Annotated in this window: 16 protein-coding genes; 6 read left to right on the forward strand and 10 right to left on the reverse strand. The window is 71.3% G+C overall.

Annotation, left to right across the window (positions count from 1 at the left end; genetic code table 11):
* The first annotated feature begins 13 nt into the window (after nucleotides 1–13).
* A complete protein-coding gene (locus ACWC1K_RS07285; protein ID WP_450829260.1) occupies nucleotides 14–1,720 on the forward strand; it encodes a DUF2264 domain-containing protein in 1,707 nt (568 codons plus the stop codon).
* Between the two features lie 188 nt (nucleotides 1,721–1,908).
* Here the strand turns inward: ACWC1K_RS07285 and ACWC1K_RS07290 are convergent, their stop codons facing one another.
* Nucleotides 1,909–2,913 (reverse strand): esterase/lipase family protein, encoded by a 1,005-nt coding sequence (locus tag ACWC1K_RS07290; protein ID WP_450829261.1) that lies wholly within the window; start codon nucleotides 2,911–2,913, stop codon nucleotides 1,909–1,911.
* Between the two features lie 470 nt (nucleotides 2,914–3,383).
* On the opposite strand from ACWC1K_RS07290, the gene ACWC1K_RS07295 reads away from it, so the two are divergent.
* On the forward strand, nucleotides 3,384–3,803 hold the full coding sequence (locus ACWC1K_RS07295; RefSeq protein ID WP_450829343.1) for an NUDIX hydrolase: 420 nt from the start codon (nucleotides 3,384–3,386) through the stop codon (nucleotides 3,801–3,803).
* Here the strand turns inward: ACWC1K_RS07295 and ACWC1K_RS07300 are convergent.
* From ACWC1K_RS07300 to ACWC1K_RS07315, 4 genes are read right to left on the reverse strand one after another with little or no spacing between them, the layout of a single operon-like run.
* Nucleotides 3,790–4,521: a hypothetical protein gene (locus ACWC1K_RS07300; RefSeq protein ID WP_450829262.1), complete on the reverse strand. Its 732-nt coding sequence runs from the start codon at nucleotides 4,519–4,521 to the stop codon at nucleotides 3,790–3,792. The genes ACWC1K_RS07295 and ACWC1K_RS07300 overlap by 14 nt on opposite strands.
* 47 nt (nucleotides 4,522–4,568) lie before the next feature.
* Nucleotides 4,569–5,960 carry a hypothetical protein gene (locus tag ACWC1K_RS07305; protein ID WP_450829263.1) on the reverse strand — a complete coding sequence of 464 codons (1,392 nt, stop codon included), beginning with the start codon at nucleotides 5,958–5,960 and terminating at the stop codon, nucleotides 4,569–4,571.
* A 37-nt stretch (nucleotides 5,961–5,997) separates the two neighbouring features.
* The gene (locus ACWC1K_RS07310) at nucleotides 5,998–6,810 is read right to left on the reverse strand and encodes an alpha/beta fold hydrolase (protein WP_450829264.1); all 813 of its coding nucleotides are present in this window, start codon (nucleotides 6,808–6,810) and stop codon (nucleotides 5,998–6,000) included.
* A complete protein-coding gene (locus ACWC1K_RS07315; RefSeq protein ID WP_450829265.1) occupies nucleotides 6,803–7,423 on the reverse strand; it encodes a TetR/AcrR family transcriptional regulator in 621 nt (206 codons plus the stop codon). Before ACWC1K_RS07315 ends, ACWC1K_RS07310 begins: the two co-directional genes overlap by 8 nt.
* 163 nt (nucleotides 7,424–7,586) lie before the next feature.
* Between ACWC1K_RS07315 and ACWC1K_RS07320 the strand changes: the two genes are divergently transcribed.
* Nucleotides 7,587–8,501, forward strand: a complete 915-nt coding sequence (locus ACWC1K_RS07320) for an NAD-dependent epimerase/dehydratase family protein (protein ID WP_450829266.1) — start codon at nucleotides 7,587–7,589, stop codon at nucleotides 8,499–8,501.
* On the opposite strand, the gene ACWC1K_RS07325 is transcribed toward ACWC1K_RS07320, so the two are convergent.
* Nucleotides 8,502–8,966: a hypothetical protein gene (locus ACWC1K_RS07325; protein ID WP_450829267.1), complete on the reverse strand. Its 465-nt coding sequence runs from the start codon at nucleotides 8,964–8,966 to the stop codon at nucleotides 8,502–8,504.
* A gap of 380 nt (nucleotides 8,967–9,346) precedes the next feature.
* Between ACWC1K_RS07325 and ACWC1K_RS07330 the strand changes: the two genes are divergently transcribed.
* The 3 genes from ACWC1K_RS07330 to ACWC1K_RS07340 are packed head-to-tail and all read left to right on the forward strand — an operon-like array spanning nucleotide 9,347 to nucleotide 10,915.
* Nucleotides 9,347–9,544, forward strand: coding sequence for a hypothetical protein (locus tag ACWC1K_RS07330; RefSeq protein ID WP_123968235.1), 198 nt, complete (start codon nucleotides 9,347–9,349; stop codon nucleotides 9,542–9,544).
* A complete protein-coding gene (locus ACWC1K_RS07335) occupies nucleotides 9,541–10,188 on the forward strand; it encodes a sigma-70 family RNA polymerase sigma factor (RefSeq protein WP_450829268.1) in 648 nt (215 codons plus the stop codon). The genes ACWC1K_RS07330 and ACWC1K_RS07335 overlap by 4 nt, the downstream gene beginning before the upstream one ends.
* Before the next feature lie 7 nt (nucleotides 10,189–10,195).
* Entirely contained in the window at nucleotides 10,196–10,915 is a 720-nt protein-coding gene (locus ACWC1K_RS07340) for a hypothetical protein (RefSeq protein WP_450829269.1), read from the forward strand.
* A 57-nt stretch (nucleotides 10,916–10,972) separates the two neighbouring features.
* Here ACWC1K_RS07340 and ACWC1K_RS07345 read toward each other — a convergent pair whose 3' ends face one another.
* The 4 genes from ACWC1K_RS07345 to ACWC1K_RS07360 are packed head-to-tail and all read right to left on the reverse strand — an operon-like array spanning nucleotide 10,973 to nucleotide 14,664.
* Entirely contained in the window at nucleotides 10,973–11,773 is an 801-nt protein-coding gene (locus ACWC1K_RS07345) for an ABC transporter permease (RefSeq protein ID WP_450829344.1), read from the reverse strand.
* Nucleotides 11,774–11,778: 5 nt separating this feature from the next.
* Nucleotides 11,779–12,582 carry an ABC transporter permease gene (locus tag ACWC1K_RS07350; protein ID WP_450829270.1) on the reverse strand — a complete coding sequence of 268 codons (804 nt, stop codon included), beginning with the start codon at nucleotides 12,580–12,582 and terminating at the stop codon, nucleotides 11,779–11,781.
* A 1-nt stretch (nucleotide 12,583) separates the two neighbouring features.
* Nucleotides 12,584–13,591 carry an ABC transporter ATP-binding protein gene (locus ACWC1K_RS07355; protein ID WP_450829271.1) on the reverse strand — a complete coding sequence of 336 codons (1,008 nt, stop codon included), beginning with the start codon at nucleotides 13,589–13,591 and terminating at the stop codon, nucleotides 12,584–12,586.
* On the reverse strand, nucleotides 13,588–14,664 hold the full coding sequence (locus ACWC1K_RS07360; RefSeq protein WP_450829345.1) for an MFS transporter: 1,077 nt from the start codon (nucleotides 14,662–14,664) through the stop codon (nucleotides 13,588–13,590). Before ACWC1K_RS07360 ends, ACWC1K_RS07355 begins: the two co-directional genes overlap by 4 nt.
* Between the last annotated feature and the right edge of the window lie 33 nt (nucleotides 14,665–14,697).

Below are 14,697 nucleotides of genomic sequence, written 5' to 3' on the forward strand. Positions count from 1 at the left end.
TGAAAGAGAACCGATGCACCTGCCCGCCGAGGACCGCACCGCGAGTCCGCACACCGGCTACACCCGTGCCCACTGGGAGGCGACCGCGGACGCCCTGCTGGCCGCGGTCGAGCCGTACGCCGCGGAGGGCGGCGCGCTCTACCACCTCCCGGGCGACCGCACGAGCTGGTCCGGCCGGCTCTCCGACGGCCTGGAGGGCTACGCCCGTACGCTGCTCGCCGCGGCCTTCCGCCGTGACGAGACCGTGCTGCAGCGCTATGCCGACGGGCTCGCGGCCGGTGTCGCGGGCGTCTGGCCGCGGATCGAGGACCGCGGCCAGCCCCTGGTCGAGGCGGCGTCGATCGCCCTCGCGCTGCGGCTGACCCGCCCGCTGCTGTGGGACCGCCTCGACGACGGCGTACGACAGCGGGCGGCCGCCTGGCTCGGGGACGCGCTGACCGCCGAAGCCTGGCCCTGCAACTGGGAATTGTTCCCGGTGACGGTGGGCGGATTCCTCTCCGAAATCGGTTACGAGACAGAGGCGTCCCGCAAGGCGATCGACCGCGGCCTGGAGCGCACGGAGGCGTGGTACGTCGCCGACGGCTGGTACACCGACGGCGACGGCCGCAAGTTCGACTACTACAACGGCTGGGCGATGCACCTGTACCCGGTGCTGCACGCCTGGCTGGCGCAGGACACCGCCCTGCTCGACCTGTACGGGAACAGGCTCTCCCGCCATCTCGACGATTACGCCCGCCTGTTCGGCGGCGACGGCTCCCCGATGCACCAGGGCCGCTCGCTCACCTACCGCTTCGCGACGACGGCCCCGCTGTGGCTGGGCGCACTGACGGGACACACTCCGCTGCCGCCGGGCGAGACGCGCCGGCTGGCCTCGGGGGCCCTGAAGTACTTCCTGGAGCGCGGCGCGATGGACTCCCGCGGCCTGCTCACCCTCGGCTGGCACGGCCCCGACCAGGCCGTCCTGCAAGGCTATTCGGGCCCCGCCTCCCCGTACTGGGCGAGCAAGGGCTTCCTCGGCCTGCTCCTGGCGCCGGAGCATCCGGTGTGGACGGCAACGGAGGAGCCGGGCCCGGCGGAGCGCTCCGACGCACTCACCCCGATCGCGGCTCCCAACTGGCTTCTGCAGTCCACGCGTTCGGACGGGATCGTCCGCCTCCACAACCACGGCAGCGAGGACGTCCGCTACGACCCCTACTACACGCGCCTGGCCTACTCGACGGTGACCAGGCCCTCGTCGTCGTACGACAACAGCGTGATCCTCGGCGGCGATCCGAGCCGGACGGACATCGAGCCGTTGGGCGTGGGGGAAGGGTGGGTTGCCTCCCGGCACACTGCGGGCGGCGGAGCCCGGGTGACCAGCGTGGTGCTGGCTCGCGGGGCCGTGGAGGTGCGAGCGCATCTGGTGGCGGGGGCGGAGCCCGGGACGACCGTGCGGCTGACCGGATGGGCGGCGGAAGTGGGCCTGCACGCCGAGTTGTCGCCGCTCGCCGGGCTCTCCGACGCGCTCACCGGGGTCACCGGCGCGGGAGAGACCCTGTTCGTCGCGCTGGCCCGGCTGACCGGGGAGAAGGATCCCGTGCCGCTGGGGGAGACGGTGAGCGTACGGGTTGACGGGGCCGGGGAGTTGACCGTGCGCTGGAGCGACGGGCCCGAGGTCCGGGTGCGGCTCCGCGGAGTGCGGGACGAGATCGTCGTGGAGGAGTCCCGTCCCGCAGGGTGATGACTCACGACGGGGGCCGCACGAGCCCGCGGAGTGGTGGCGGCGCACAGGGCTGGACCCCGCGCGCCGAAGGACAGGGGAACTTGCAGGCTCACCGAGCCGGTGGTGACCGAGAGGGCGCCGGCGGCCGGGTCAAAAGGGTGCCGCCCCGGCTTCCCGGGGCGGCGGACGTCACCTCGTGGCGGGTTTCAGCCGCCGAGCACGGGCAGGGTGAGGCCGCACTGGACGGGCTGGGCGTGGGTGGGATCGAGGGCGTTGCGGACGAGTTGGGCGGCGTTGGAGTCGTAGGCGATCGACACGTGTTCGGAGAGGTCCTGGCGGCAGATGTCCTGGATCGTGATGTTCTTGACGGTCGCGCCCGGTCCCGCGGTCAGGAACTGGTGCGTGTACGGGGTGACGACCTCGTCGAACTTGCTGGCGATGACGGTGTAGGAGACGCCCGGCTGGGTGTCCCCGTCCCGGTCCAGCGTGGTGTTCACCGCGGAGCCGACCATCTGGTCCGCGTACGCCTGACCGACGAGGAGGGACACGGTCGGGTTGAGACCCAGCTTGGTGGTCAGTGTGCCGAGGCCGGAGGCGGTCGTGCCGTGGTTGGAGGGCGCCAGTCCGATGAGGCTGTGCACCTTGTTCTTCTTCGGGTGCGCGGGGTCCGTGCCGCCCGCGAACCGCAGATACCAGCGGGGCGTCAGACCGCCGCCCTGGGAGTGCCCCACGAGGTCGACCTGTTTGGCCCCGGTGGCCTTCAGCACACGGTCGACGTAGGCGCCGATCTGCCGGGCGGAGTCCGGGACATGCGCGGTGGCCTTGATCGGGTTGCCGGGCGTCCCGCCGTAGTTGACGGCGAAGACGCAGTAGCCCAGCTCCTTCAGATACGGGGACATCACGCCCCAGTTGAGTTTGGCGTTCGCGAAGGTCCCGTGCAGCAGGACGACCGGGCGCGGATGCTCACGCGTGGGCTTGCAGGTCCAGTCGTTGGCCCCGGTCGGTGACCCTTCGGGGTCGAGGAGCCCGCCGACCCCCGCCGCAGGGAGGGCCAGGAGGTTCCGCGGTGGCGGAGGAGGCGCCGGGCTGTCGGCAGCGACCGCCGCGCCCTGCTGCCCCACGGCCAGCGTCAGGGCGAACCCCGCACAGACCGCGGCCCACCTGGCGCGCCGCCGGCCCGACCGCTTCCAGGGAACATTTCGATCAGTCATCGCGCCGCTCCTCGTCTCAGGCCGGCCGAGCGCCGACGCCGAGATGATCGAGGAGCGGTGTGCGCGCGGTGCGTGACGACCGCGCGCAACGCCTCTCATGGAGCAGCGATTTCACCCGTCCGGACCGTGTCCTCCGGCAACCCGGCGAGGACGAAGGGGGCGGGCGTGACTCGAACGGATGGGGCATGAGGCGAACGGTTTACGCGCGAACAGTGCGGCCGTCACCGATGCGAGGTGCTCCTGGCCTGCCGGTATGACCGACACGCCACAGGAATCACCCGCCCGGGCCGTCACCGGCGTCGTCGACCGCGTCCTCGAACTGGCCGCCACCTGGACGAACCGGGCCGGTAAACCCGCCTCTCATGACCCGGCTCACAGCGCTCGGCGCCGAGTCCTTGGTAGAGTAGGGACTTTCGTGGGTATCAGACCCTTTGGACTCATCTCCGGCGAGGGACCGAGGAACCATGGACATGGACATCCCCGGCGACAAGCGACTGGCGGCTGCCGTCGTCATGGACGACGAGGGCCGGGTGCTCCTGGTCCGCCGCAGCGAGACGGAGAAGTTCCTGCCCGGAGTGTGGGGCGTCCCCTGCGGCAAACTCGATCCGGAGGAGGGCGCCCGGGACGGTGCGCTGCGGGAGCTGAAGGAGGAGACGGGGCTCCTCGGTGAGGTCGTCCGCAAGGTCGGCGAGTCGTCCTTCGTCAGCGAGTACCGGGGGCACGAGATCAAGAACTGGCAGGAGAACTTCCTGGTCAGGCCGTTGAGCGAGCAGATCACCCTCCCTCGGGCCGACCAGTCCTATGCCTGGCTCAAGCGCTCCGAGCTCACCACGGTCGAGATCGACGAGTACAACCTCGACATCGTGGACCAGGCCTTCACGAACTCCTGAGCAGCTCGGCGAGTCCGCCCAGCGCTGCCAGATAGTCGTCCGTCTCCAGCGGCACCTTCGGTACGGCGCCCGGATGCGGCCCCGCCTCGGTGAACACGTCGGTGTGCTGTCGTCGTCCGCTACCCGTCTCCAGGAACAGCGTCACCGTGGGTACGTCCGTGTCGCACCAGGCGCGGTGCAGGGTGTGCGCCGGCAGGGCGTACGCGCTGCCCGCCGCGTACTGCCCCACATGCGTCAGCCGCAGCCGCGCGGGACCGGCCGGCTCCAGCAGCCAGTCCGCCGAACCCTCCTTCAGCGACTCCTCGTACCGGGCGGCCGGGATTCCGTTCCTGCCGCCGCCTTCGACGTCGTACAACTCCATGGCGAGTCGCCCGCGGACGACATAGGAGGCGAGCGGGGAGCGGTGGTTGTGGATGTCCTCCTTGCCGATCGCCCCGGCGCCCGGGTGCCACAGGTGGGCGCGGAGCATGTGCCGCGGTCCGCCGTCGATCAGCAGCAGCTTGTCGAAGCCGAGGACGTGCCGGTACGAGAGCCGGGCGCACCCTTCCGGATCGCCCTCGCCGGAGGCCAGCTCGGCGACCAGCTCCAACAGCCGCTCGGGTGAACCGAGTTCGGCGACGACGCAGCGGGCCGCGGCGACCCGGTCGTGTTCGGGCAGTTCACCGTCCAGCGTCCCGGCCAGCAGTCGTCGCGCCGCCAGAACCTGCCGACCGCCCATGCACACATACCTCCGCGTTCGCTGCTTTTCGTCCTACGGCTTCCGGTTCATTCTCCCGGTCGATACATCCATACGGCATGTGCCCGCAGCGCCGAAAGACCTTGGTAGGTCATCCACATGGGATGCCGCAGCTCACTGCTGTCGGTCCGGCCCCAGGACCAGATGCCGTCCGTCTGCCCGGCCCACACGGCGGCCGCCGCCCCGTCCAGCCGCTCCCGCCAGGCATCCTCCAGTCCGTCCTGCGCCGCGACCTCGCGGGCGCCCGGGGTCATCAGGGCGCGCAGCACCCAGGAGGCGGTGAAGTGCCGTACGTTCAGCACCTCGTGGCGCTCGGGGTCGTCGGTGCGGGGGCGGCGCACCTCCTCGCGCAGGTTCCGCAGGTCCGGGCAGCGGATGTGGGCCGCGCCGGCGCAGGCCAGCAGCCAGCGCACCCCGTCCTCGCGGGCGGAGCGGGCACCCGCGCCCTCGGGTTCGTCCAGCACCCGGGCGGCCCGGTCCAGGGCCACCACCGCCTGCGCGGTGTGCAGAGCGGAGGGCATTCCGTACGGCGGGTCGAGACGGTAGCTCCAGCAGCGCAGGTGCTCACGGCGCGGGTCGCTGATCGCGCCGTCGGCCAGGGCCTCGCGCAGCACGGGCAGTACGGCGGAGCCGGGCGCGGCGCGCAGCAGCCCGCGCAGCACGGTCGTCACCACGTGGGTCGACTCCCGCCCGGCGCGGTCGAGTTCGCGGGTGAAGCCGGCCGTGCAGCGGCCCACCTCCTCGGCCAGCCGCTCGCCGGACGCGCCCGCCCGGGCCAGTGCGCCCAGCACCAGCGCGGTGACCTCGGGCCGTGGCTCCGCGCCCTGCGACCGTGCGGACCAGCCCCCGTGGGGCAGCCGCAGCCGCCACAGCGTGTCGACGAGATCGCCGGTGCGCAGCCGTCCGTCGGGCACGCCGAAGTCGAGCATGATGTGCAGGCCGTAGGCCGTGCCCACGGAGGTGGGGCGGGGCGGGCTGCTCTCGCCCAGGGAATGCGACCAGCCGGTCAGCCGCCCGCGGGCCGGGTCGTCGACCACGCACACCTTGTCGACGAGGGTGCCGTACGCGGCGGCGTAGACCTGGGGGAGCGGGCCCGGCGCGGAGCGTTCCGTGACGACGGGGGCGGTGGTGGCGGGCCGGGAGGGGCCGGCCGCGGCACGGGCCCTGAGCAGTGCCGCCGCGAGCCAGGCGGCCACGCCGGTCCCGATCCCGCTGACCCCCGAGACCAGGTATTTGGCGGCCTCCCCGCCGAGGGAGCCGGGCAGCACCCCGAACAGGAACTGGAACACGGCATACCCGGCGGCAGCGCAGCCGAGGCTGCCCAGCCAGCCGACGAACCGTGCGGCCTCGCTCGGCCCGCCGGGTTCCGGTGCGGTGCGGTCCGATCTCAAGGGACCGCGTCCCAGCTGCTGTTGAGACACGGCACGCTCCCTCCCCCGAAGCCTCCAGTCTAGGTGGTCAGAGGGGCAGGTGTGCCGCCTCCTCCAGCGTCCCGGTGAGCAGCTCGGCGAACGCGACGGGATGTTCGGCCACACCGATGTGCCCGCCGGGGAACTCGACGAAGCGGCTGTCTTCGCCGCTCTGCTCTGTGAGGAACCGGGCGGTCCGATGGAGGAGTTGACCGCGGGAGTCGGAACCCGCGGCGAGGGTGAGTCTCGCGGATGAGGCGGCGAGCGCGGGGAGGTCGGGGACGTACGAGGTGAACTGCCGCAGCACATGGGCGAGGAAGAGGGCCATCGGGGTGCCCAACTCCTCGTCGCGGGACAGGGGTTGACCCGACGGATCGTCCTCCGGCTGCTGTCCCGCGAGCACGGCGCCCAGCCGGACGGCGGCTGCCTGCAGTCCGGCGGCGCGGTAGGTGTCGTACACCTCCTGGAACAGGGCCTGCTGCCGTGGCCCGTCGGGGAGCACTCCCACGCACGGCGGCTCGTGTGCGACGGCGTGGCTCAGCCGCTCGGGGTGCCGGGCGAGCAGGTCGAGGACGGCGATACCGCCGGAGCTGGTCCCGAAGACGTACGCGGACTCGCCCTCGGCGAGGACCTGGTCGAGGACGCGGCCTGCCCCGTCGCTCCACTCCTGCACCCGCTGGTCGCCGACGGGTTCGCCGAGCCGTCCGTGGGCGAGGCCGAGGGGGTCGTACGTCACGACGGTGAAGCGGTCGGCGAGCACCTCCGTCATGGGGGCGAATCCCATGGGATGCCCGGCCCCGCCCGGCACGATCAGGAGGACGGGCCCCTTGCCGCGTACGTCGTAGTGCAGGTCCTCAGCCATTGCTCTGCTCCTCACTGTTCTTCTTGCTGTTGTTCTCGTTGTTGTTCTCCCGGGGCCAGTTCTCGAGCGCCACGTGCAGGGCGTCGACGGCCTGGTCCCAGGACTTCTGTACCTCGCGTGCGGCGCCGAAGCCGCCGGTGGCCTCCAGGGCGCAGTAGCCGTGGAAGGTGCTGCGCAACAGGCGTACGGCATCGGTGAGATCGGGTTCCTCGAGGCCGTAGGCGCGGAGCATGCCGTAGGTGATCTCGGCGGTGCGGCGGAAGTCGGGAGAGGCGGCGATCAGCGTCTGGTCCATACGGATCTGGGTGGCGGCGTACCGCCCGGGCCGCTCCAGCGCGTACTCCCGGTAGGCACCTGCGAAGGCGGCCAGCGCGTCCTTGCCCGCCCGTCCCGCGACCGCGACGGCGATGCGGTCGATCAGCTCGGCGCCCGCGAACAGCGCGAGGCGGGTGCGGAGGTCGTCGAGGTTCCTGACGTGCGAGTAGAGGCTCGCGTCCTTCACGCCGAAGTGGCGGGCCAGGGCGGACAGGGTGACGTTCTCGAAGCCGACCTCGTCGGCGAGGTCGGCTGCCGCCGCGACGATGCGGGCGGGGGTGAGGCCGGCTCTGACCATGGATCGAATGCCCTTCCTAGGGTTCCTAGGCAATAACCTAGTACCCCAAGTCGATTCTCGGCGAGCGAAATGTGGTTCCCGTGTCACAGACGACCGGGCCGTCTCGTCCCAGATCCCGAAGAAAGGCTTCGTAACCAGGTTCGGGATCAGGAAGGTGATGGTCATGCGGGTGTTCGTGGCAGGCGGGAGCGGGGTCCTGGGGCGGCGGCTGGTGGGGCAGTTGGTGGCCCGGGGGCATCAGGTGACGGCCACGACGACGAGTCCGGCCAAGCTGGACCTGCTGAGGCGGCTGGGTGCCGAAGGGGTCGTGATGGACGGGCTGGACGCGGTGTCGGTCGGACAGGCGGTGGCGGGGGCCCGGCCGGACGTGATCGTGCATCAGATGACGGGCCTCTCCGAGGGGCACGCCGGCAAGCCCGACATGAGGAAGGCCGAGCGGTTCTTCGCCACCACCAACCGGCTCCGCACCGAGGGGATCGACCATCTGCTGGCCGCTGCCGAGGCCACCGGCGTCTCGCACGTCGTCGCGCAGAGCCACGCCAGCTTCAACGGGAACCGAGAGGGCGGCTGGGTCAAGACCGAGGAGGACCCGCTGGAGGTGGTGGAGGGGACCAAGGCCCTCAGTCACCTCGAGGACGCCGTCGTCGGCGCCGGCGGCGCGGCCCTGCGCTACGGCGCGTTCTACGGGCCGGGCGCCAACGACGACCAGGTGAGGATGGTGCGCAGGCGGATGTTCCCGCTCGTCGGGGGCGGCACCGGCTACACCTCATGGGTCCATCTCGACGACGCGGCGAGCGCCACCGTGCTGGCCGTGGAGCAGAAGGCCAGGGGTGTCTTCAACATCGTCGACGACGAGCCCGCGCCGGTCGCCGCGTGGCTGCCGTATCTCGCGCGGTGCGCCGGCGCCAAGCCGCCGCGGCGGCTCCCGGTGTGGTTGGCCCGGCTGCTGGCCGGCGAGATGGTGGTCGCCATGATGACCGAGGGCCGCGGCTTCTCCAACGCCAAGGCGAGGCGGGAGCTGGGCTGGGAGCCGCGGTACCCGTCGTGGCGCCAGGGGTTCCGTGCGGAGTTGGCGTGATCACATTCCTGGACGGAGCGTGCCGAGCTCTCCGACCGCCGCCCGTACGTGCGCGGGGTCCTGCCCGGTGCCGACGCACCGCCACACGGGCCGCCCGTCCGCCTCGCCCAGATGCATCCCGAGGTCGTGCACGGTGCACACCGGCCAGGCCTGCCAGAGGTCCTCGGTGAGGGCGTCCTGCGCCGCCTCGGCGACGACGGTGAGAGTGGCGAGGGGGTCGTCGCGGGGCGCCTCGGGGGAGTTCAGCCAGAGCCTGCTGCCCCACCAGTCGCCGTTGGGCGGGGAGAGGTACACGATTTCCAGCTCGCTCTCCTCCCAGTGCGGCCGGGCCATCATCCGGAGCGCGGCCTGCTCCGGCAGCGTCGCGGCGAGGTCCCGGTTGACCAGGGCGAGAGCCTCATCCAGTGCGGGGTACTCGCCGGGCTGGACCTGACGGGGAGCAGGGTCGTCGAAGGGCGGGTTCATGGCCCCATCCTGCGCGGCGGCCCGCATCCCTTCCGCGTGAATGTGACCTATGGCACAGCACCTACGGAGTCCATCACGTCACGTTCGCGCAAACGGCGTTCGAAGTTCTTCGGTTTCGGTGGACGTGCAGTTCGGCAGGGGTGGCGCACGGGGTGTGAGGGGCGGCGGGTCGCCGTGGTGCGCGGGTGTGAATTCGCCGCTGGCCAACCGTCAGCGGAAAGTTACCCTCCGTTAGAAAGATCTGTTCGAAGGACTGCACGTTTCCCGGGTCGCGTCCGGTTGTCTGTTTCCCAGAGCAACGAGGCTCTAGGTGCCAGGCCCGTCCAGTGCGGGGGACCGGGCGGTAACGGCACTGACCGAAGAGAAGGAAAACAGTCACTGTGAACTACGACGTAGTCAGCCTCGTGCTGGCCTTCGCCGCCGTGGCGCGCTCGTACGCGCCCGACGTGTGGTTCTTAGTGCGGCGTCTGCTCGGCGCCGGGGTCCGCGTAGGGGCCCTCGCCCTGAGCGAACAGCAGCCTCCCCCCGCTCCGACACCCCCCGCCCCGGCCTCCTGGTCCGAAGGAGGCCACCGATGACCAGCCCGCAGCCCGACCCCGCGGGAGGCACGAGGCGCAGTTCCGACTTCGTCATGCCGCCGGAGTTCTGGGACTTCCACGCCCGCTACGACCGCGCGTGCTTCGAGTACAGCCGCATCCACCTCGGCGGCAACGCCCTCGCAGCCCGCCGGCTGGTCAACCGCACCTTCCTGTACCTGGCCACCATCTGGCCCCGCCTGGAGGCCATGGAGAATCCCGGCGCCTACGCCTGGGCCCTGTTCAAGCAGCGTGTCCACGGCGAACTCACCGCCCAGGGCCGCAGCCCGGCCACGACCGAGACCCTCGCCTTCGCACGGGCCATCCGGGCGGCCAGCGCACCCCTGCTCGGCGCCTTCCGCAGCGCCTTCCAGGCCGAGTACGGAGAGGAGATCGCCGAACTCGAGGAAGGACTGGGCCTGTTCCGGCAGATGTCACGGCTGAGCGAGCGCCAGTTCGACGTGATCCTGCTGCGGGACGTGCTCGAGTTCGACACCAGGGACACGGCGCTGATCATGGGCATCCGTGAGGCCACCGTCCGGTCCACCCGGCGCACCGCGATCCACCGGCTCGCGACCGCCATGGGCTACCGGACCGAGGACGCCCCCGGCACCGCTCCCGACACCGCCGACGACGACAAGGAGTGACCCACCCGTGAACCGCACCCCGCGCAGCATCGAGGAGGCCCTGCGCCGTTCCCGCGTCTTCCCGGGCGAGTACAGCTACGCCGACCTGGAAGCCGCCCGGCACGACCTCGCACGTGACCTGCACGAGCTGCGCTGGATGCGGTTCCTCAACACCGCCGCGCACTGCGGCCACGCCGCCGGGGCCACCCCGCTCCCGGCCGCCCTGCACGAACAGGCGGCGCACGACCTGCGCCTGCTGTGCCGCGGCACCGTCCACCACCACGGTGCCGCCCGCCGCATCACCGCCTTCGACACCGAACGCGACCCCGACGGCGCCCTCACCTTCGCCTGTCTGCTGTACCTCGCGGACCAGGAGGAGGGCGCCCAGTTCTGGTGGCGCTACACCGCGGGCGCCGGCAGCGTCACCGCCGCCCTGTGCCTGTATCTGCTCCATCTGCGCCGCGGTGACATGCGTGACGCCCAGCACTGGGCCGAGCAGATCCACCGCCTCAACAGCCTCGACTGGACCAGCTACACACCCGTACCGCACCACGCCGACACCTCCCCGCACACCTGCGACGGCCCGGGCGTCCGCTACACCCTTCCTCCCGTGCCGCCGGCCGTCTCCGAACGGGCGGTCAAGGACGCGGTCGACGAGCTGGAGGCCCCGTACGACAGAGGCCTCGGCCCCGTTCCGCAGCCCATTCCGGAGCTCGCAGAGCACTGGGACGACCTGGTCACCGCGTGAACGGCGGCCGAGGGCGGCCCAGGCGTCCGGAGGAAGCCCCGGCCGTCGCGGTCACCGTCATCCATTGACCCCCGTGTAGTGGTTCAGGCTCCGGCGCCACAGCAGCCGCGCCCCGAGGTACGCGAGCGCGCCGAGCAGCGGGGAGGCGGCCGCCAGCCAGTACGGAACGCCCGTGTCGTGTCCGTGCCCGGTGAGCACCGCGGCCGGGAAGTAGGCGACGAAGGCGAGCGGGAGGCCGAAGGTGAGGAAGCCGCCCACCGCCTTGGGCAGCACGTTCAGCGGGTAGCTGCCGAAGGTGCCGAGCAGCTCCTCCAGCCAGCGGCCCCAGTAGTCGGCGGCCGGGAAGCGGAGCGCGGCGCAGGCGACCGCCGTGAACAGGGCGGCCTCCAGCAGCATGCCGCCGAGCACACAGGCGATGAGATACGCGGCCCGCCCCGCCGTCCAGTCGAGGTGGCTGCGGGACAGGGCGCCGACCATCAGGCCCACCGCGACCGTCAGGTCACCGAAGGCGTTGGTGGGGAAGAACTGCAGCTGCACCTGCCGGTGGACCGGCATCGGGCGCAGCAGATAGATGTCGATCCTCCCTTCCTGGACGAACCGGCCCAGCTGGTGCACCCGGCCCAGACACAGCACGAACAACCCGTGGGCCAGCATCCGTGTCGCCGGGATCAGCAGCACCTGAGAGCTGTCCCAGCCGCCCATCCCGGTGAACCGGGTCAGCAGCACGGTCGCGAACACGATCACCGAGACCTGCCAGATCGCGCCGATCGCGATGTTCAGCAGGAACTCGATGCGGTACTCCATCTGGGCGCGAATGTTGAGGCGTGTGATGCGCCAGGCGATCCGGACGGCATTCATGGCCATCAGCCTCCTTGGGAGACGACCCGATGGGCGGCCCGCCGCCACAGGAACCGGGTGAGGAAGAAGAGCAGTACGACCCAGACGGCCTGGATCGCCAACTGCCCGCCCGCGTCGGCCAGTCGGATCCGGCCCACATACAGCGACAGGGGCACGCTGAGCGTCGCCTGGAAGGGCAGGAAGGTGCTCATGGTGCGGAACCAGCCGGGGAAGAACCACAGCGGGGCGTACACCCCGGACAGCAGGTTCTGCGCGAAGAGCAGGATGAGCATCGCGGAGTTGTTGCGGAGGGTCCAGAAGCACAGCTGGTCCAGGAGCAGCATCACGAAGTACAGGACCAGCTGGCCGAGCAGCAGGCTGACCACGAACACCCCGGCGACCGCCGCTGACCCCGGCGGCTCGATCACCCCGGCCGCGAGACACACCGCGTATCCGGCCAGCGCCCACGCGGCCCCGTAGACCTGCTCGCCGAGCGCGCGCAGCGCGTGGTAGCGGGCGGGCGGCAGCGGACGCAGATACCAGTAGACGATGGTGCCGAAGTGCATGTGCTGCAGGACCGTGTCCCGGCCCGCGTACTGGTCCAACTCCCTCAGCCGGGAGGCGAGTACGGCCAGCACGGCGTAGGTGACGGCCTGCTCGCGGCTCATACCGGCCGTGGCGCCGGAATGTGCGTACAGGCCGCTCCACAGGGACGCCACCAGGACCACCTGGACGACCAGCCGGACCAGGACGGCCGTCATCCGGGGCGGGGCGTGCAGCTCGCCGAGCGGGGTGACGCGGGCGGCCCGCCACGCGTGCAGAACGGCCATGTCAGACCCCTTCCGCCGCGGGCTCCGCATGCGCGTACGCGACCCGCATGACGTCCTCCAGGTCCGCCTCGTCGATGGCGACGCCGGTCACCTCGTACCGCTCGATGACCGCCTTGAGCGCCTGGTGGACCGTGGGGGCGCCGGGTCCGTCCGGGCCGAACACCACCTGCGGGCCGTCCTGCCGCAGCAGTGCGATGCCCGGGGGCGGTACGACGTCGCCGTGCCCGTCGGCGAGCGTCGCCCGCACCTGCCAGGTCGAGCCGAACTTGCGGCGGATCTCGTCGAGAGTGCCGTCGAGAACGAGCCGCCCGTGGTTGATCAGGACGACCCGCTCCGCGAGCCGCTCGACCTCCGTCATGTCGTGCGTCGTCAGCAGCACCGTACGGCCGCGCTCCTCCACCTGGTGGCGCAGGAACTCCCGGACCTGCTCCTTGACCACCACGTCCATGCCGATGGTCGGCTCGTCGAGGAAGACGACGGGCGGGTCGTGCAGCAGCGCGGCGGCCAGGTCGCAGCGCACCCGCTGGCCGAGGGAGAGATGGCGTACCCGGGTGTCCCAGAAGGCGGACAGTTCGAGGATGTCGTCGAACTCCCGCAGCCGGGCGGCGTGTTCGGCATCCGGCACGTCGTAGATGTCCCGCAGGATCGAGAACGACTCCCGCACCGGCAGGTCCCACCACAGCTGGGTGCGCTGCCCGAACACGGCACCGATGTTGCGGGCGTTGCGCTCCCGCTCCTCGTACGGCACCACGCCCGCCACCCGGGCCTCGCCGGAGGTGGGCGTGAGGATGCCGGTGAGCATCTTGATGGTGGTGGACTTGCCTGCGCCGTTCGGGCCCAGCAGGGCGAGGAGTTCGCCCGGCGCCACGTCGAAGCTGATGTCGGAGACGGCGTGCTTGACGGCCCGCTCCGGGTTGACGAGAGATCTGAGGGCGCCGGCGAAACCCGGACGGCGCACGGTGGTGTGGAAGGAGCGGGAGAGGGAGCGGACCTCGATACTGCCGATCACTCGATGAACCTCCGGGTGAGCTGGATCAGCCAGACGGTCACCGCGAGCGAGGCGGCGGAGAGCGCGGTCAGCAGCCAGGGGACGGCGTGGATGCCCGAGGCCTCGATGCCCGCCCCCAGCAGCGGGGGAGCCGCCACTCCGCCGATCATCGACGCGGCGATGACCCAGGCACCGGCGCGCCTCGCCTGGGGAAGCGCCCTGTTGAGCCAGGGCAGTCCGGTCGGGAAGACCGGCGCGATGAACAACCCAACACCGGCGTAGGCCACCGGCGCCACTCCTTTTACACGTGCCAGCAGCAGACACACGGTCATACCGGCCGCGCAGATCGTCAGGATCCGCTCGGGGGAGTGCTTCAGGGTGATCGGCACGACGAGGAAACGGCCCGCCGTCATCATCAGCCAGTACACGGAGGTCGCCGAGGCGGCCACGGTCGCGCTGTAGCCGACGGTCTCCAGATGCGTGGGCTCCCAGCCGCCCACACCGGCCTCCACGCCGACGTTCAGGATGTAGAGCGCGAGGAAGCCGACCAGGATGCGAGGAAGGCCGCCCAGCGATCCGGTCTGCTGGTCCGGCGGCTCAACAGCGGCCGTATGTACGCCACTTGAGCCCAGCGGGACCAGCACCGCGGCCAGCACCGCACACGCCCCGAAGGCATACGCGTACGCGTCCGGGCCCAGCCAGGCCACCACCGCCGGGCCGAGCACCGCCCCGATGCCGAAGTGCGCGTTGAGGACGTTCAGCATGGCCGTGGAGCGGTCGCCGAAGCCGACCGCGAACAGCTGGTTGAGGCCGTAGTCGATGCCGCCGAAGCCGAGGCCGCCGAGGAAGGCGGCGGAGAGCGCGAGGGGCCAGTCCGGGGCGAGCGCGAAGCCCGCGCCGCCGAGTGCCATCAGGCCGTAACTCACCGCCAGCAGCGCCTTGTTGCTGATCCGCGAGTGGATCGCGTTGAAGGCCAGGACGCCCGCGACACCGCCCGTGAAGTGCAGGCTCAGACCGAGCCCGGCACCGGACGGGGACAGGCCGAACTGCGCACGCAGGCCCGGCACCGAGGGGCCGTACAGCGCCTGGAGCATGCCGATGAGGACGAAGCCGAGACAGGACGCCAC

The organism is Streptomyces sp. NPDC001492, assembly GCF_053597275.1.